The 17341-nt window shown below is 73.8% G+C and carries 14 protein-coding genes; 8 read left to right on the forward strand and 6 right to left on the reverse strand.

Features of this window, described 5'->3' with window-relative positions:
• The first annotated feature begins 70 nt into the window (after positions 1 to 70).
• Complete coding sequence (locus K1Y72_RS19680) at positions 71 to 337, forward strand: hypothetical protein (RefSeq protein WP_220167851.1); 267 nt, start codon at positions 71 to 73, stop codon at positions 335 to 337.
• Here the strand turns inward: K1Y72_RS19680 and K1Y72_RS19685 are convergent.
• The 3 genes from K1Y72_RS19685 to K1Y72_RS19695 all read right to left on the reverse strand — a co-directional run bounded on the left by K1Y72_RS19685 (position 255) and on the right by K1Y72_RS19695 (position 3039).
• Complete coding sequence (locus K1Y72_RS19685; protein ID WP_220167852.1) at positions 255 to 1157, reverse strand: DNA-3-methyladenine glycosylase family protein; 903 nt, start codon at positions 1155 to 1157, stop codon at positions 255 to 257. The genes K1Y72_RS19680 and K1Y72_RS19685 overlap by 83 nt on opposite strands.
• A 4-nt stretch (positions 1158 to 1161) precedes the next feature.
• On the reverse strand, positions 1162 to 2217 hold the full coding sequence (gene manB, locus K1Y72_RS19690; protein WP_258572891.1) for a mannose-1-phosphate guanylyltransferase: 1056 nt from the start codon (positions 2215 to 2217) through the stop codon (positions 1162 to 1164).
• A gap of 105 nt (positions 2218 to 2322) precedes the next feature.
• Positions 2323 to 3039: a class I SAM-dependent methyltransferase gene (locus tag K1Y72_RS19695; protein WP_220167854.1), complete on the reverse strand. Its 717-nt coding sequence runs from the start codon at positions 3037 to 3039 to the stop codon at positions 2323 to 2325.
• A gap of 39 nt (positions 3040 to 3078) precedes the next feature.
• Between K1Y72_RS19695 and K1Y72_RS19700 the strand changes: the two genes are divergently transcribed.
• Positions 3079 to 4095 (forward strand): lysylphosphatidylglycerol synthase transmembrane domain-containing protein, encoded by a 1017-nt coding sequence (locus tag K1Y72_RS19700; RefSeq protein ID WP_220167855.1) that lies wholly within the window; start codon positions 3079 to 3081, stop codon positions 4093 to 4095.
• A complete protein-coding gene (gene trxA / locus K1Y72_RS19705) occupies positions 4092 to 4415 on the forward strand; it encodes a thioredoxin (RefSeq protein ID WP_220167856.1) in 324 nt (107 codons plus the stop codon). Before K1Y72_RS19700 ends, trxA begins: the two co-directional genes overlap by 4 nt.
• On the opposite strand, the gene K1Y72_RS19710 is transcribed toward trxA, so the two are convergent.
• The 3 genes from K1Y72_RS19710 to K1Y72_RS19720 all read right to left on the reverse strand — a co-directional run bounded on the left by K1Y72_RS19710 (position 4412) and on the right by K1Y72_RS19720 (position 8573).
• Positions 4412 to 5512 carry a glycosyltransferase family 4 protein gene (locus K1Y72_RS19710; RefSeq protein WP_220167857.1) on the reverse strand — a complete coding sequence of 367 codons (1101 nt, stop codon included), beginning with the start codon at positions 5510 to 5512 and terminating at the stop codon, positions 4412 to 4414. The genes trxA and K1Y72_RS19710 overlap by 4 nt on opposite strands.
• 3 nt (positions 5513 to 5515) lie before the next feature.
• On the reverse strand, positions 5516 to 6436 hold the full coding sequence (locus K1Y72_RS19715; RefSeq protein ID WP_220167858.1) for a glycosyltransferase family 2 protein: 921 nt from the start codon (positions 6434 to 6436) through the stop codon (positions 5516 to 5518).
• Positions 6437 to 6518: 82 nt separating this feature from the next.
• A complete protein-coding gene (locus K1Y72_RS19720; RefSeq protein ID WP_220167859.1) occupies positions 6519 to 8573 on the reverse strand; it encodes a hypothetical protein in 2055 nt (684 codons plus the stop codon).
• A gap of 187 nt (positions 8574 to 8760) precedes the next feature.
• Here K1Y72_RS19720 and K1Y72_RS19725 point away from each other — a divergent pair, with 187 nt between their 5' ends.
• The 5 genes from K1Y72_RS19725 (at position 8761) to K1Y72_RS19745 (ending at position 17301) form a co-directional block, all read left to right on the forward strand.
• Entirely contained in the window at positions 8761 to 9612 is an 852-nt protein-coding gene (locus tag K1Y72_RS19725) for a TIGR03089 family protein (protein ID WP_220167860.1), read from the forward strand.
• Positions 9613 to 9718: 106 nt separating this feature from the next.
• Positions 9719 to 11119 (forward strand): LCP family protein, encoded by a 1401-nt coding sequence (locus tag K1Y72_RS19730; protein WP_258572894.1) that lies wholly within the window; start codon positions 9719 to 9721, stop codon positions 11117 to 11119.
• 78 nt (positions 11120 to 11197) lie between these two features.
• A complete protein-coding gene (locus tag K1Y72_RS19735; RefSeq protein ID WP_220167862.1) occupies positions 11198 to 12382 on the forward strand; it encodes an acyltransferase family protein in 1185 nt (394 codons plus the stop codon).
• A gap of 139 nt (positions 12383 to 12521) precedes the next feature.
• The gene (locus K1Y72_RS19740) at positions 12522 to 16058 is read left to right on the forward strand and encodes a bifunctional glycosyltransferase/CDP-glycerol:glycerophosphate glycerophosphotransferase (protein ID WP_220167863.1); all 3537 of its coding nucleotides are present in this window, start codon (positions 12522 to 12524) and stop codon (positions 16056 to 16058) included.
• Between the two features lie 232 nt (positions 16059 to 16290).
• A complete protein-coding gene (locus K1Y72_RS19745) occupies positions 16291 to 17301 on the forward strand; it encodes a CDP-alcohol phosphatidyltransferase family protein (RefSeq protein WP_220167864.1) in 1011 nt (336 codons plus the stop codon).
• Positions 17302 to 17341 lie beyond the last annotated feature (40 nt).

The raw sequence follows: 17341 nt of genomic DNA on the forward strand, positions 1-17341 counted from the left end.
ACGAACCCGCGGGAACGTCCCCGGGGCCCGGCCAGGCCCCACCCCACACCGCTGGAAAGGGACCGATCCCATGATGACCTTCCTCGCCCTCCTCGTCACCGTCGCCGCCTTCGGCCTCCTCGGCGCCCTGTTCGGCGCCGACTCCCGGGACGGCCGCGACTGGGCGCCCGGCAGCTTCGGCGAGCGGTGCCTGCGCCGCGTCACCGGCCGCTCCCCCGAGATCGTCGCCGAGGCCGCCCCGGCGGACCGGCCCGTCAGAACGAGCGGTAGTCGCGCACCGGCATGCGCGGGGCGCGGCGCGGCCGCCCACCGCCGACCGCTGCGAGCAGGACGGTGACGCGGTGCCGGTGGCCGGCGAACGGCGCGAGCAGCTCCAGCATCCCCGCGTCGTCCACCGGCTCGCCGGTGAGCGCCCACCCGACCCGGGAGGCCAGGTGGTAGTCGCCCACCGAGACGGCGTCGGGGTCGCCGGCCGCGCGCTGGCGGACCTCGGCGGCCGTCCAGACCCCGACGCCCGGCAGCGACCGCAGCCGGCCCTCGGCGCAGTCGGCCTCCAGCCGGTCCGCGACCCGCGCCGCCCCGATGATCGTCCGGGCGCGGACGGCCTCGGCGCCGGCCCGGTGCCACTCCCACGAGGGGATCGCGGCCCAGACCCTCGGCGGCGGCGGGACCCGCAGGTCGGGGGCGCCGGGCGCGGGCATGCCGAAGCGGCGCAGCAGGTAGCGCCAGGCGCGCCACGCCTCGGTGGTGACGACCTTCTGCTCCAGCACCGCCGGCACCAGGGCCTCGAAGACGCGGCGCGTCCGGCCGATCCGCAGGCCCGGCTGCTCGCCGGCGAGCCGGGACAGCAGGGCGTGGCCGCCCGGCGCGAACGCGGCCGCGGTGTCGGCGGCGCCGAGCAGCTCGGGGACGCCGTCCAGCAGCCAGGCCGCGCCGGGCCCCCAGGCGGCGGCGTGGACGGTGCCGCCGGTCAGCGCGAGGCGCAGCGTGCCGGGGCCGTCCGGGGTGAACGAGGCGCGCCGGACGGCGCCTGAGGCGTCGATCGCGAAGGCCGGGTCGCCGGTGCCGCGCCGGTGCGGCGACAGCACCGCGTGCAGGTCCAGCGGCCACGGCGGCGTCCACGCCCGGGTGAGCGGGCCCGCCGCCGTGACGCTCACGCGCTCAGGCGTCCGGCGAGAAGCGGACCGCGGTCGGCGGCAGCGAGATGCCCGGCCAGAGCCGCAGCCCGCCGCACAGCTCGTTGCCCGGCCCGACGGACGCGCCGTCGCCGAGGATCGCGCCGTCCAGCAGGGCGCCCGCGCCGACCCGCGCGCCGCGCCCGATCACCGAGTCGCGCACGGTGGCGCCCTCGGCGACGAACGCGCCGTCCTGCAGGATGCTGCCGATCACGGTGGCGCCGCCCTCGATCTCGGCGCCGCGCCCGACGGTCGTGCCGCCGCGCACGACGGCGCGCGGCGAGACGACCGCGCCGTCCAGCACCAGCCGCTCGCCCGGCTCGCCCGGCATCGCCGCCGAGGCGATCTCGCCGCGGACCAGGTCGCGCGAGCCCCGCACGAACGCCTGCGGGGTGCCGACGTCGAGCCAGTAGCCCGACTCGACGTAGCCCATCACCAGGCGCCCCGAGGAGATCAGCCCGGGGAACGTCTCGCGCTCGACCGACACGACCTCGCCGTCGGCGATGCCGTCGATGGCCGAGCGGCGGAACACGTAGCAGCCCGCGTTGATCTGCTTGGTCGGCGGCCGGTTGGTCTTCTCCAGGAACGCCGTCACCCGCCCGTCGCCGTCGGTCGTCACCACGCCGTAGCGGGACGGGTCCTCGACGGTGGTGAGGTGCAGGGTGACGTCGGCGTCCGCGCCGGTGTGCAGCGCGACCTGCGCCCGCACGTCGTGGCCGGACAGGATGTCGCCGTTCAGGATGAGGATCGGGTCGTCCGGCTCCGAGCGCAGCGCGCGCGCGGCGTTGCGGATCGCGCCGCCGGTGCCGAGCGGGCGCGCCTCGCTGACGTAGTCGAGCTCGACGCCGAACGCCTTCTCGCCGAACGCCGCCTCGAACATCTCCGCGCGGTAGGACGTCGCGAACACGATGCGGGTGACTCCCGCGGCGTGCGCGCGCGCGAGCTGGTGCGCGAGGAAGGCGACGCCCGCGGTGGGCAGCAGCGGCTTGGGGGTGGAGATGGTCAGCGGGCGCAGCCTGGTGCCCTGCCCCCCGACCAACAAGATCGCTTCCAACGGTCTCCCTTCCTCGACCGGGCGAGCCTACCGACGCGGCCGGGCCCTCCCCGGCCCGGCCGGAGTGACGCAGGTCACCCCTGCCGCCCGACCCTACGCCGGTGCGCCGCGCTTGCGGGCCTGGACGAGGACGATGCTGCCGCGCTCGTTCGGGGCGCTCCGGTCGCCGAGCGCGACGAGCGGCGCGAGCGGCGCCGCCGCGTTGAACCCGACGCGGCCGCCGTAGGTGGACAGCGACAGGTAGAGGCGCTCGGCGGCGGCGGTGCGGAACTGGTAGGAGTGGCGCTCCACGTCCAGGTCGCGCTCGTCCATCAGCTTCGCCAGGGAGCCGTGGGTGTAGGTGTGCTGCACGTGGTACTTGGCCTTGTGCGCGTCGCGCAGCTTCGGCCAGGCGTCGGCGCGGCTCAGCACGTCGGCGGACATGAAGATCCGGCCGCCGGGCTTCAGCACGCGGGCCATCTCGTCCAGGGAGGTGCCGCCGTCGTCGAAGTGCTCGATCGCGCAGACGGACAGGATCGCGTCGAAGGACCCGTCGGCGAACGGCAGCCGCAGCGCGTCGCACTCCACCAGCGCGGGCGGGTGCGCGAGGGTCCGCCCGTACAGCATCTTCTTGCGGGCGAGGTCGATGGAGACGGCCTGCGCGCCGCGCTTGGCGGCCTGCCCGGCCCAGTAGCCGTCGCCGCCGGCGACGTCCAGCACGCGGCGCCCGCGCAGGTCGCGACCCATCCAGTCGAGCAGCGTCCCGGCCTCGCGGTACCGGCAGACATGCACCTGGTGCCCCATGAAGGCGACCACATCCGAGATCTTCATCGGTCCTAGGGTAGAGCCCCGTCGCCTACTCTGTGGCAGGTGACTGCCAAGGCCCTCGCCCTCCGGGTGCTCCGCGTGCTGCTCGTCCTGCTCGCCCTGGGCTTCTGCGCGTACAGCCTCGCGTCGCAGTGGGACGAGACGGTCGAGGCGTTCGAGCGGATGTCGGCGCCGACGCTGCTCGGGTCGCTCGCCGCCGGCTGCGGCGGCCTGTGGGCCTGGATGCTGGCCTGGCGGGTCTTCGTGCAGGGCATGGGCTCCCCGCTGCCGCTGCGCGCCGCGTTCCGCATCACCGCGATCTCCGCGCTCGGCAAGTACGTGCCGGGCAAGGTGTGGGCGCTGGTCACCCAGATCGAGCTGTCGCGCGAGCACGAGGTGCCCGCCGAGCGCAGCTTCTCCGCCACGATGATCGCGGTGGCCACGTCGATGGCCTGCGGGCTCGCCGTCGCCGCCGCGACGCTGCCGCTCACCTCCCCGGCCGCCCGCGAGAAGTACTGGTGGCTGTTCCTGCTCGCGCCGGTGCTGCTCGCGATGCTGCACCCCAAGATCGTGACGTGGGGCATCAACCTGGTGCTGCGGCTGGCCCGCCGCACGCCGCTGGAGAAGCCGGTCAGCGTCCGCGCGACGCTGCACGCGATCGCCTGGACGCTCGTCGCCTGGGCGCTGTTCGGCGTGCACATCTGGCTGCTCTGCCTCGCCGTCGGCGGCTCGGGCGCGGGCCTGCCGTTCCTCGCGACCGGCGCCTACGCGCTCGCGTTCGTCGCGGGCTTCCTGGTGTTCATCGCCCCCGGCGGGCTCGGCGCCCGCGAGGCCGCGATGGTGCTGGTGCTGAACCCGGTGCTGCCGGTCGGCGCGCCGATCGTCGCCGTCGCCTCCCGGGTGCTGCTCACCGTCGCCGACCTGATCGGCGCGGGCGTCGCGGTGCTGATGGGGCGCGCCGCCGCCCGCGAGCGCCGCGACCGCGCCGCCGCGGCGGCCCGGAGCGATACCGCCGGGAATGCGGCGGCCGCCCCGGAACTTGTCCCCGACAGGCAGCCGACGAAAGAGGAGCGAGCGTGAGCTCTACGACCACCGTGACCGACGCGACGTTCGACGCCGAGGTCCTCGCCAGCGAGACCCCCGTGCTGGTCGACTTCTGGGCCGAGTGGTGCGGCCCCTGCAAGATGATCGCGCCGGTGCTCGACCAGATCGCCGCCGAGCAGGACGGCAAGCTGAAGATCGTCAAGATGGACTACGACGCCAACCCGCTCACGCCCGGCAAGTACGGCGTGCTCGGCCTGCCGACACTGCTGCTCTACAAGGGCGGCGAGGTCGTCGAGCAGATCACCGGCGCCAAGCCGAAGCGCGCCCTGCTGAAGGCCATCGAGCCCCACCTCTAACCGCGCGCCGCTCCGAGCAGCGCGGCGGTGTAGGCGTCCCACAGCGGGCCGTGGTCGACGCGTTCGACCGCGGCCCGCAGCCGTTCCGGCTCCCCCGGCGCGTAGAACCGGTCGAGCGCCGCCGCCAGGGACGCGGCGTCGTCCGGGTCGCAGAGCAGCCCGTCCACGCCGTCGCGGACCTGGTCGGGGAACCCGCCGACGCGGGTCGCGATGACCGGGACGCCGTACTCGGCCGCCATCCACACGTTCTGCGACGCCGTCGCCGTCCGGTAGGGCAGGACGAGCGCGTCGGCGGCCGCGAACAGGCCCGGCACGTCGGCGGCGGGCACGTAGCCGGGCCGCAGCTCGACGCGGTCGGACAGGCCGAGCGAGGCGACGAGCGCGCGCGTCTCGTCCAGGCCGCCCCAGAACTCGCCCGCGACCGTCAGCGTCGCCTTGGCCGAACTCGCGGCGAGGGCGCGGAGCAGCACGTCCAGGCCCTTGTAGGGGCGGATCATGCCGAAGAACAGCAGGTGCTCGTGGACGGGCACGGCGCCGCCGCCGTCCCCGCCCGCCGGAGTCGGGAAGTGCGCCGGCATCTCGGCGACCGTCACCGGCCGGCCGGTGAGGCCGCGCGCCAGGGCGGCCTGCTCGTCCGAGTGCACGAGGACGCCGTCCACCCGCTTCAGCAGCGCCTTCATCAGCGGCCGGTCGTAGGGCTTGCGCTCGTGCGGCAGCACGTTGTGGCAGAGCGCGACGGCCGGCGTGCCGCGCCGCAGCCCCGCCAGGATGCCGAGGTAGGCGGGGACCTGGACGGGGCTCAGCACCGCGAGCACCACGAGGTCGGCCGAGCGGAGCGCGCGGCCGGCGCGCCACCAGCCGTCCGGGCGCCGCCAGTCCAGGTCGCGGGCGGTGCCGGGGAACGGCTCGCCCTCCGGCTCGTCGATCGTCTGCCGCCCCGGGTAGAGGAACCCCGGGTACTGCGCCCGCCACGACTCGATGCGCACGTCGTGGCCCGCGGCCGCGAGGCGGTGCGCCAGCTCGGTGGTGTGGTGGGCGCCGCCGCCCTTGTACGGGAACGCCGGCCCGACGATCGCGACGCGCCGCTTCTCCGCCACGGGTCAGACGTCCCCTCGGGAGCGGACGATGAGGTCGGCGAGCAGCGCCATCGACCCGATGATCAGCCCCGTCACGAAGATCATGATGGTGTTGTTGGCGAAGTAGCCGAAGTGCCACACCATGTCGAACACGCCCTTGGCGAACCCGATGACGATCAGCCAGAGCGCCGGCGGCATCAGCACCTTCAGCGGGTTGAAGTACATGACCATCCGCAGCACCTGGAGGATGTAGCGGTAGGCGTCCTTGAAGAAGTGGAACTTGGACGTGCCCGCCCGCTTGGCGTAGCCGATCGGCTCGTAGCGGACCGGGTGCTGGTTGGCCAGGAACGCGATGGTGATCGTGGTGACGCAGGAGAACCCGGGCGGCAGCAGCCGCAGGTAGGGCAGCGACACCTCGCGGCGGAACGCGCGCAGCCCCGAGTTCAGGTCCGGGATCTTGGAGTTGGTGAGCCGCTCGGCGACCTTGCGGATGAACCACTTGGCCGGCACCCGCAGCACCTTGTGGGTGCCCTCCTCGCTGGTGCGCGCGCCGACGACCTGGTCCACCGCCGGGTCGTCGTCCAGGATGTCGACGAGCTCGGGGATCCGCTCGTTCGGGTAGGTCATGTCGGCGTCGGTCCAGACGACGATCTCACCGCGCGCCTGCTGCGTGCCGATCCGGCGGACGGTGCCGGACCCGCTGTTGTGCTGGAAGCGCATGATGCGCATCCGCGGGAAGCGCGGCGCCGCCTCCTCCAGCCGCGCCAGGGTCTCGTCGGTGGAGCGGTCGTCGACGGCCAGCAGCTCGTAGGACTTCCCGCTGTTGTCCATCGCCTTGGTGATCCGCTCGACCTCGTCGATGACGTGGTCCTGCTCGTTGTAGCAGGGCAGCACGATCGTGACGTGGACGGGCTCGGACGGCGGCGCGGTGGGGTCGGTGCTCACGCAGCGCGAGAATACCCGCCCCGGCGGGCCGGCGAAGCCGATCACCTCCCCGGGCACCGGTCCGGCGGGCGCCGGGGCGCCGTCAGGGCAGCTGCGGCTCGGCCGCCCACACGTCGATCGCGAGGCCCCAGGTGCCCGACGGCGGCCGGTCCAGCGTGCGCGCGTCCTGCCGGGCGCGCAGCGCCATGACCTGCGTCGGCGGTCCGTAGGGCGCGACCTGCGCGGCCTGCGCGCCCACCACGACCGGCCGCCGCCCGGCCTTCACGACCTTGCCCATGACGCGCTGCACGTCGGCCTGCCCCGCGCCGGGCAGGAGGCGCGCGGCGGGCAGCCCGCACATCCCCCGGATCACCTGGAGGAAGCGGTCGGCGGTGACGGTGTCCACGACGATGATCGAGTGCCCGGCGCCGCCGAACGCGGTGCACATGCGGCGCACCGCGGCGACCTCGCCCCGGTCGGTGCGCGCGGCGGCGAGGCCCGCCGAGGAGATCGCGACCGGGACCGCCAGCGCGGCGGCGGCCGCGACGGCGGCGGCGCGGACCGCCCACCGGCCGTACCCGGCGCGCCGGACCCGGCGCATCGCCCAGGCGGTGCCCCAGAGCGCGAGGAGCAGCAGGCCCGGGACGACCACCGCGACGAGCCGCCGGGTCGCCCACGGGTGGTCCGGGGTGATCGCCGGGCGGACCAGGGTGGTCAGCGTCGTCCACATGATCGCCGCGAACGGCGCGAGCCACTCGGCCGACCGGCCGCGCAGCAGCCGCCGCGCGAGCAGCGCGGCGCCGAGCACCGCGAGCAGCAGGGCGGGCACGCCGATGTACCAGATCACCCAGTACAGCGACAGCTCGCCGTACTGGCGGGTGCCGTCGACCGGCAGCCCGTCGATGCGCTGCACCGCCTCGATGAAGCCGGCGTTCAGCCGGTCGTCGGCGTTGGCCGGGACGCGGCGGACGGTCTGGAAGGCGGGGCGGGCCGCGAACGCCGCGAACACCAGCAGCGTCAGCACGGCCGCGGCGCCCGGCAGCCGGCCGCGCGCGACGGCCCGCCCGGCGGCGGCGAGCCGGTCCGCCGCCGCCGGCGCCCGGAGCACCACCACCAGCCCGGCCGTCGCGGCGATCACCAGGGCGGTCATCGCGAGCAGCGGCTCGACCGAGGCGTGCAGGTAGTGCAGGTAGGGCCGGGACAGCACGAACCCCTCCAGCAGCCCGGCGCCCGCCCCGACCGTGAGGCCCGCCGCGAACGGGTACCCCGAGCGGCGGCGGCGCGCGACGAGCAGCCCGGCGAACGCCACGAACGGCAGCAGGTCGCGCAGCGCGTCGATGCGGGTCAGCACGATCAGGCCGAGGGTGAGGCCGGCGAGGAACGCCTTGGAGCGGACCGTGCGGGTCCGCCCGGACGCCGCCGCGGCCCGCACGTCGTACAGCAGGGCGAGCGCGCCGAGCAGCATGACGAGGGCGGGCAGCTCGCTGAGCGTCGTCCGCGACACCCAGATCATCGGGGTGGTGAGGGCGAGCAGCAGCGCCCCGGCGGGCGCCCAGCGCGGCCCGACGTAGCGGGCGACGACGCCGCCGAAGGACAGCACGCACGCGGCGCCGAGCAGCGGGCCCATGAGCAGCAGCCCGTGCGTGCCGCCGATCCAGGCGCCGAAGGCGAGCAGCAGCGGCAGGCCCGCCATGAACTGCGGGACGAGGACGTCCCCGGGCTGCTCGTAGAAGGCCGGGCTCGCGTAGCCGAGCGCCGGGTCGTCGCCGCCGAAGGCCCAGCGCATCTGCGGGATCGGCAGCGAGCCGTGCTCGGCGAGCCAGGTGCCGAACTGGGCGTAGGACGCCGGGTCGCGGCGCACGATGATCTGCTCGGCGCACATCCAGGACTGCACGGCGAGGAACACCAGGGCGACCGCGATGACGCCGCCCGTCGACCACCAGGACACCCGGCCGAGGACGCCGTCGCCCGCGCTCTCGGGGTCGGGGTCGCGCAGGCCGAGCCAGAGCAGCACGGCGGCGACCGGCGGGACGAGCAGGAGGGCGGGGCCGAAGCGGAACAGGTCGGCGAACAGCAGCGGCAGGCCGACGGCGAGCCCGGCGACGGTGAGCAGGGCGGGGGCGACCGTGAGCCGCGCGAGCAGCCGGCCCGCGCTCACATGTGCCCCCTGGGTGTCAGATGCGGGTGCCGGTGCGCCGCCCCGTGCCACCTGGGACGGTCCCGCCCGCCGGGCGATCCGGTCGATCGGGGCCGATCGTACTCACGCAGGGTGACCGGAGCAAGCGGGCCGCGCGCCGCCCGCCCGGTGCGGGCGGGCGGGCCGCGCCGGCCCTACGCTCGCCCCTATGACCACCTCGGACCCGGCCGGGCTGCTCCGGCACCGCGTCGCCGCCGATCCGGCGCGGCCGCTCGTGACCTTCTACGACGACGCGACCGGCGAGCGGATCGAGCTGTCGGCGCGCACCTTCGACAACTGGGTCGCCAAGACCGCGAACCTGCTCGTCGACGGCCTCGCCGCCGAGCCGGGCACGCCGGTGGTGCTCGTGCTGCCGCCGCACTGGCAGACCGCGGTCTGGCTGATGGCGTGCTGGACGGCCGGCGCCGTCGCCGTCCCGGTGTGGGACGCGGCGGGGGGCGGGCCGGCGGCGCTCGCCGAGGCGGCCGGCCCGGCCGTCACCGGCGGTGACAGCGGTGACTACATCGTCGTCGCGGCCGAGGAGGCGCTCGCGGACGCTCTGGCCGCCTTCCCGGACGCGGCGGAGGTCGTCGGGCTGTCCCTGCACTCGCTCGGTGGCCCGCTCGCCGCCGTCCCGGGCGGCGTCACCGACTACGCGGCCGAGGTCCGCGGGTACGGCGACCGGTTCGCCGCCGCTACCCCGATAAATCCTGACGAACCGGCCCTGGTCATGACAAAGATCACATACAGTGGGGCCGAGCTGGTGCGAGAGGCCCGCGCCGCGGCCGCGAAATGGGAGCTGGACGTGCAGGACCGCCTTCTGGTTGACATGCCGTTCGTCACATGGGACGGCCTTCTGGCCGGACTGCTCGCACCGCTAATCTCAGGATCTTCCGCAATAATCCAACGCAACCCCGACGAAGCTCGTCGCGAGCGTCGTATCGCCCTGGAGAACGTGACCGCGGTGGCGGGTGCGGCCGGATGGAATGACGCATCCGGGTCCGTGCGGCGCCTCCCCTGACCTACCCTCTGTCTCCCGACCCCCTTGGGCGTCCCGAGACTCCCGACCCCCAGAAAGCGGGCCTTCACGCCCTGCGCCGGAGCCGATGAACAGTAACCCGTTGTACATGGAGTACGTCGACGACGCCGATCCGCAACCGCCGCGCCGGCGCGGTTGGCGCATCCTCGGCTGGGTGTCGGTCGGCCTGTCGGCGGTCATGGTGGCCGGATCCCTCACCGCGTACGGCTTCTACCGCGACGCCATGGGCAACATCGGCCACCAGAACCTGGACGACGTCGGGCCCGACCGGCCGAAGAAGCTGAACAGCGCGCTGAACATCCTGATGATCGGCTCCGACACCCGCGCGGGCGCGAACGCCTCCTACGGGCGGTCGATGAAGAACGAGGCGCCGCGCTCGGACACGATGATCCTGCTGCACCTGTCCCCGGGCGGCACCCAGGCGATGGGCATCAGCTTCCCGCGCGACCTCATGGTGCCGATCCCCTCCTGCAAGACCGGGACCGGCTACTCGGCGGCGACCAACCGCGGCCAGATCAACTCGGCCTTCACCACCGGCGGCGCCAAGTACGGCGCGCTCTGCGTGGTGAAGACGATCGAGAAGATGAGCGACATCCACATCGACCACTTCATGCAGGTCGACTTCACCGGGTTCAAGTCCATCACGACCGCCGTCGGCGGCGTCCCGGTCTGCCTGCCGAAGGACGTCGACGACAAGGACTCCAAGCTGCACCTGTCCAAGGGGCGGCACGTCATCAAGGGCGAGACGGCGCTCGCCTACGTGCGCAACCGGCACGGTCTCGGCGACGGCTCCGACACCCAGCGCATCAAGCGCCAGCAGCAGTTCATGGGCGCCCTCGCCAACAAGGTGCTGAGCGCGGGCACGCTGTCCAACCCCACCAAGCTGTTCAAGCTGGTGCAGGCGGGCACCCAGTCCCTCACCACCGACACCCAGCTCAACGCCACCGGCATCATGTCGATCGCCAAGGGCATGTCGGGGATCTCCTCGGGCAAGCTGCGCTTCGTCACGGTGCCCTCCGGCCCCGACCCGCTGGACCCGAACCGGGTCGCGCTGACCTCGGCCGCGCAGCCCTTCTTCCAGACGATCCGCAACGACAAGACGGTGCAGACCGAGACCAAGCAGGCCGCCCCGAAGATCCCGGCGAGCCAGGTGCGGGTCCGCGTCTACAACTCCTCCGGCATCTCGGGCCGGGCCGGCCGGGTCGCCCAGGACCTGGAGGCGCAGGGCTTCCAGGTGGAGGTGGCCGGCAACGCCCCGAACAGCGCCACCACCAAGGTGATGTTCGGCAGCGGCGCCGACCAGCAGGCCGTCACCCTCGCCCAGGCGCTGAAGAACGCCCCCGCCCCCGCCGCCCGCGCGAAGGGCGTCGCCGGCACCGTCGACCTGTTCATCGGCGCCGACTACGAGGGCCTGCGCGCCAAGTCCGGCATCCCGACCCAGCAGGGCGAGATCCGGGCCAGCGACGACATCTGCAAGAAGACGACCTGATCCGGCGGGCCGGACCCGCCGCGCACCGCTCCGGGTCCGGTCCGCCGGCCGGGTGACGCCGACCCGTCCGGAAGGCCCATGATCCACACCACCGGTTCCCCCGCTCCCCCGCCGGCCCCCGCACTCCCGCCCGGCGCCCCCGCCCCCGCCCCCGCGGCCGGGAGCGCGGACGCCCCGCCCGCCAGGCCGCGCCGGCAGCGCGACCCGTTCTTCGACAACGCCAAGTTCCTGGCGATCCTGCTGGTGGTGATGGGGCACTGCCTCGCGCAGCTGCTCAACGTCGACTTCGCGCGCGGGCTGTACATCTTCATCTACATGTTCCACATGCCGCTGTTCATCGTGATCACCGGCTACTTCTCGCGGAACTGGACGTTCTCCGGCGGCAAGGCCCGCAAGCTCATCACCAACGTCGGCGTGCCGTACGTGGTGTTCGAGATCGCCTACTCGGTGTACGACTGGCTGGTCGGCCGCAACGACCTGGAGATCAGCCTGCTCAAGCCCTACTTCCTCACCTGGTTCCTCTGCGCGCTGTTCATGTGGCGGCTGTCCACCCCGGTCTGGCAGCAGATCCGCTGGCCGCTCGCCGTCGCGCTGGTGTTCTCGCTGCTGTCCTACATGAGCGACCTCGGCGGCACCTTCAACATCCACCGGGTGATCGGGCTGCTGCCGTTCTACGTGTTCGGGCTGATGCTGAAGCCCGAGCACTTCGAGATCGTCAAACGGCCCGCCGCGCGCGTCGCCGGGATCGCCGTCCTCGCCACCGGCCTCTGCGTGTCGTACCTGGCCATGCACCACATGAACAAGGACTGGATCTACTGGAAGGACCCGCACTCCGAGCTCGGCGTCGGCAACCTCGTCGGCACCGGCATGCGGCTCGGCATGTTCGCCTGCTCCATCGTGCTCGTCGCGGCGTTCCTCACCCTGGTCCCGAAGCGGCACACCTGGTTCACCGCGCTCGGCTCCACCACCCTGTACGCCTACCTGCTGCACGGGTTCGTCACCCGCCTGCTCCAGTTCGCCGGCTGGTGGGGCGAGCCCTGGATGCACACGATCCCCGGCGTCCTCGCGGTGATGGCGGGCGCCTGCGTCGTCGGCACCTTCCTCTGCTCCAAGCCGGTCGTGAAGTGCATGAGCTGGGCCCTGGAACCCAAGATGACCTGGGCCTTCACCGGCCTCCGCCGCCCCGGCGCGTCCCGCCCCGTCGGCGCCCCCGCCGCCCCGGCGGGCGCCCCCGGCGGCCCCCCGCCGGGCCCCGGCCGATGACGCCGCCCGGCACTGGCCCGCGACCCCATCCGATAATCTGCCATCCGTCCCCCCAGCGCCCGCGGGGCGCTTCCGCCCGTGCCGCCTCGGCGCGGGCGACCGTGACGGCGCCCGGCGCGCCGGTGTGATCAGGAGAGACGTGTCACCGCTGCTCAGCGTCGTCGTGCCGTTCTACAACGTCGAGGAGTACCTCGCGGACTGCCTGGAGTCGGTGCAGCACCAGACGCTCCGCGACGTCGAGGTGCTGATGGTCGACGACGGCTCGCCCGACGGCAGCGCCGAGATCGCCCGCCGGTTCGCCGCCGCCGACGACCGGTTCACGCTGATCACCCAGGAGAACCAGGGCCTCGGCCCGGCCCGCAACACCGGCGCCGCCGCCGCCACCGGCACCTACCTGGCGTTCCTGGACTCCGACGACGTGGTCCCGCGCTACGCCTACGAGCTGATGGTCGGCACCCTGCAGGAGACCGGCTCGGACCTCGTCGCGGGCGCGGTGCGCCGCCTCACCTCGGCCGGCCCCCGCCGGTCCCCCATGCACACCGAGATGTTCCGGGTCACCGACAAGCGGACCCACGTCTCCCGGCGCCCCGACCTGCTCGGCGACCGCACCGCCTGGAACAAGGTGTTCCGCCGCGAGTTCTTCCGGGAGCACGGCTTCGCCTTCCCGGCCGGGCTGTACGAGGACGCGCCCGTGACGATCCCGGCCCACTTCCTCGCCTCCGCCGTCGACGTCCTGGACGACGTCGTCTACTACTGGCGCGAGCGCGAGGGCGAGTCCCAGTCGATCACGCAGCGGCGCACCGAGCCCGGCAACCTGGAGGACCGGGTCCGCAGCACCCGCGCCGTCACCGACTTCCTGAAGGACCGCTCCCCCGAGCTCTGGCGCGCCCAGCTCACCTCGGTGCTCGCCGGGGAGCTGCCGCTCTACATCGACGTGGCGGGCGACGGCGGCCCCGAGTACCGCGAGCGGCTGCGCGCGCAGGTGAACGAGGTGCTCGCCGAGACCGACGCGGGGATGATGCGCGAGCTGACCGCGCTGAAGCGGCTGAAGTACCACTTCGTGTCCACCGGCCGGACCGACGAGCTGCTGACCATGCTCGCCTACCAGCAGGCGCAGATCTTCACCGCCGACGTGGTGCGCCGCGGCGACCGCTGGTACGGCGTCTACCCGTTCTTCGACGACCCCGCCCGCGGCGTCCCCGACGAGCTGTACGACGTCACCGACGAGCTGTCCTTCATCGGCCGCGCCGACACCGCCTGGTGGCGGGACGGGCGGCTGCACATCGCCGGGCACGCCTACATCACCCGCATCCCGATGACGCCCCCCGGCGAGCCGGAGTCGCCCGCGGTGCGGGTCTGGCTCCAGCACACCCGCTCGGGCGCGACCGTCGAGCTGCCCGCCGCCCGCGTGCACCGGCCCGACGTGTCCGCCGACGCGCGCCGCGCCGCCGCCGACTACGACTGGGCCGGTTTCAAGGTCGAGGTGGACCCCGCCGACCTGAAGGCGGGCAAGTACCGGTTCCTGCGCTCCGCCTCGCTGCCCGGCCTGAAGGGGTTCCGCACCGGCAACTGGGAGCTGCACGCCGAGGTGACCGCGCCCGGCGGGCTCGCCCTGCGCGGCCCCGTCGGCGGCCCGCGCCGGAGCGACGTGCGCTGGGCCAACGCCTGGCAGGCGGGCCGGGACCTGTCGATCCGCCCGGTGACCATGCCGGGCGACCGGTTCGCGCTCCAGGTCCGCGCGCTCACCGCGCAGGTGACCGAGGCCCGCGTCGAGGGCGACGGCATCGTCCTCGCGGGCCGCCTCGCCGGCCACCGCTCCGGCACCGGCGAGCTCCGGCTGGACCGGCGCCAGGGCATGGACACCGTCCGGCTGCCCGCCGCCCTGGACGGCGGCTCCTTCCGCGCCGTGATCCCGGCCGGCGCCATGGCCTCGCACTCCCCGGACACGGCCGCCGGCCCGTCCGCCTGGGTCGCCGAGGGCCTCGACTGGGACGTCTCGCTCGCGCTCCCGGGCACCGCCAAGCCGCTCCGGCTGACCGTCGCCGACGACGTGGACCTGCGGCACCCGCTCGGCTCCGACGAGCTCGTGGTGACCCGCACCAAGTTCGGCAACCTGCGGATCATCGAGCGCTCGCTGCGGCCCTCGGTGACCAGCGCCGCGTGGGGGCCGGACGGCCGGCTCGTGCTGCGCGGCGAGCTGGCGGGCGACGACCGCCCCGAGCGGATGCTCGTCCGGCTGCGCGGCGGCGGCGACACCGCCGAGTTCCCCGTCTCCTGGGACGGAGCGCGGTTCACCGCCGAGTTCGATCCGACCCGCGTGCCGCAGTTCGGGCAGCTGCTGCCGCTCGCCGGCGGGTTCTGGGGCTTCTTCGTCCGGGTCGGCGCCCGCGAGGTGCCGGTGTCGGTGGCGCGCAGCTCGCTCGCCGACCTGCCGCCGCAGGAGTTCGCCGGCCTGCACGAGCTGCGCCTGCACACCTACCAGGGCGACTCGCTGCGGCTGGAGGTGCGCACCGCCCTCGCCGACGAGGAGCGCGGCGTCTTCGGCCTGAAGCGCATCGCGCTGCGCGAGTACCCGGCGTTCCGCCGCCAGCCGCTCCGCGACCTCGCGGTGTTCGAGAGCTTCCGCGGCCGCCAGTACTCCGACAGCCCCCGCGCGATCTACGAGGAGATGGTGCGCCGCCGTCCCGACCTGGAGTACGTCTGGATCACGCTGGACGGCCGCTACCAGGCGCCCGAGGGCGCCCGCACCGTCCTGCAGGGCAGCCGCGCCCACTTCGAGGCGCTCGCGCAGGCCCGGTACCTGGTCGGCAACGACCCGATGCCGGAGTGGCTGGACAAGCGCGCGGGCCAGTTCTACCTGCAGACCTGGCACGGCACGCCGCTGAAGCGGATCGGCTACGACATCGAGCGGCCCCAGTTCAAGAACGCCCAGGACTACCTGCGCCGGTTCAGCGCCGACGTCGCCCAGTGGGACGCGCTGGTGTCGCCCAACCCGTTCTCCTCCCCGATCATGCGGCGGGCGTTCCGCTTCGACGGCGAGCTGCTGGAGTCCGGCTACCCGCGCAACGACCTGCCGGTCCGCGGCGACGCCGAGCGCGCGTCCGCCGTCCGCAAGCTGCTCGGCGTCCCCGAGGGCAAGCGGGTGGTGCTGTACGCGCCGACGTGGCGCGACGACCAGGCCCGCGCCGGCGGCTACAGCATGGACCTGCGCTTCGACCTCGACGCGGCCCGCGCGGCCCTGTCCGACGACCACGTGCTGCTCGTCCGCGGCCACTTCAACCTCGGCGGCGGCGTGACCGGCGCGGACGGCCGGTTCGTGGTGGACGTGAGCCGCTACCCCGACATCGCCGAGCTCTACCTGGTCTCCGACATCATGATCACCGACTACTCGTCGGTGATGTTCGACTTCGCCGTCACCGGCCGCCCCCAGCTGTTCTTCACCTACGACCTGGAGCGCTACCGCGACCAGCTCCGCGGCTTCTACTTCGACCTGGAGGCCGAGTCGCCGGGGCCGCTCGTGGCCACCTCCGACGAGCTGATCGCCGCGATCCGGGACGTGGACGACCTCACCCCCGGGTACGCGGACCGCTACCGCGCGTTCCAGGCGAAGTTCTGCGCCTGGGACGACGGGAACGCCGCGGCGCGGGCGGTCGACCGGATCCTCGCGGGGCCCTGACCGGCGCGTCCGCGCGGTGCCGGCCCCGGCACAGGGTGATCACGAACGGGCCACAGGGCGAATATGTGGCGAATGTCCGGTGACCGGCACCCGATAGCATCGGTCTCCGGCGCTCCCGGGCGACGGCGTGCGATCGTGGGGGACGAGGCGCGCCGCGCACTTCCCAGGCTCCCGCGGCCCGTCCCACGGCGCGACCGGGAGGCCACGTTCCATGATGAAAGGACAGCTCTCCATGGCGAACTTCACGCTCGACGACGTCCGGCAACGGACGTACAAGGCGCGTGACGCGTGGTGGACGGTGCTGCTGGTCGATCCGCTCGCCTCCCGGCTGGTGCGCTTCACCGCGAACCGCACCCGCGTGACGCCGAACCAGCTCACCGTCGGCGCGCTCATCCTCGGCCTCGCCGCCGGCGCCTGCTACGCCGTCGCGACCTGGCCGTTCCTGCTGCTCGGCGCGCTCCTCTACCACCTGTCCTTCACGCTCGACTGCATGGACGGCAAGATCGCCCGGTTGAAGGGCACCGGCTCGGTGTTCGGCGCCTGGCTGGACTACATCTTCGACCGGGTCCGCGTGCTCGCCTGCGCGATCGCGCTGATGGGCGGCCAGTACGCCGCCACCGGCAACGTGGCGTACGTGTGGACGGCCGTCGCCGTCGTGTTCCTCGACATGCTGCGGTACATGGACGCGCTGGAGATCTACAAGGTCCGCAACCAGATGCGCTCCAAGCTGGTGAAGGGCCGCGAGGAGGCCGCCGCGCTCCAGCTCGCCGTGCGGCAGGCGCGGGGCGAGGCCCCGGCGCCGGGCGAGGTCGGCGCCGAGCTGTCGTCGGCCGACGCCGCGATCGGCACCGACCCCGAGGCCGACATGGAGGAGCAGGTCGTCGGCGACGCGCCGAACCCGAACGCCGAGCTGCAGGCCGGCTTCAACAAGCGCTTCCCCTGGTACGCGCGCATCCGCAACGTGCTGCTGCGCGGCCGGATCCGCCCCCACCTGATCAGCGGCATCGAGTTCCAGATGGGCGTGTTCATCGTCGCCCCGGTGATCGCCGCCGCGCTGCCCGGCGCGATCATCCCGGTCACCGTGCTGTCGGCGGTCGGCATGCTCGCCTTCGAGCTGGTGATCATCTACAAGTTCTACCTGTCCAGCCGCGACTACAGCCGCAGCATGGCCAAGCTGGACGCCAAGATCGAGGGCTACCGGGCGCAGCTGCCCGCCGAGCAGGAGTTCGGCGCCACGGTCTAGCGGCCCCGCCCCTTCGAGCCCCGGACGGCCTCGCCGTCCG

Source organism: Actinomadura parmotrematis (assembly GCF_019458805.1).
Classification (GTDB): domain Bacteria; phylum Actinomycetota; class Actinomycetes; order Streptosporangiales; family Streptosporangiaceae; genus Spirillospora; species Spirillospora parmotrematis.

What these genes read in the sequence shown, in the direction of transcription:
- K1Y72_RS19745 (WP_220167864.1), top strand. Translation starts at nt 16,291, where the DNA reads ATGGCGAACTTCACGCTCGACGACGTCCGGCAACGGACGTACAAGGCG.
- K1Y72_RS19735 (WP_220167862.1), top strand. Translation starts at nt 11,198, where the DNA reads ATGATCCACACCACCGGTTCCCCCGCTCCCCCGCCGGCCCCCGCACTC.
- K1Y72_RS19725 (WP_220167860.1), top strand. Translation starts at nt 8,761, where the DNA reads ATGACCACCTCGGACCCGGCCGGGCTGCTCCGGCACCGCGTCGCCGCC.
- K1Y72_RS19680 (WP_220167851.1), top strand. Translation starts at nt 71, where the DNA reads ATGATGACCTTCCTCGCCCTCCTCGTCACCGTCGCCGCCTTCGGCCTC.
- K1Y72_RS19695 (WP_220167854.1), bottom strand. Translation starts at nt 3,039, where the DNA reads ATGAAGATCTCGGATGTGGTCGCCTTCATGGGGCACCAGGTGCATGTC.
- K1Y72_RS19730 (WP_258572894.1), top strand. Translation starts at nt 9,719, where the DNA reads ATGGAGTACGTCGACGACGCCGATCCGCAACCGCCGCGCCGGCGCGGT.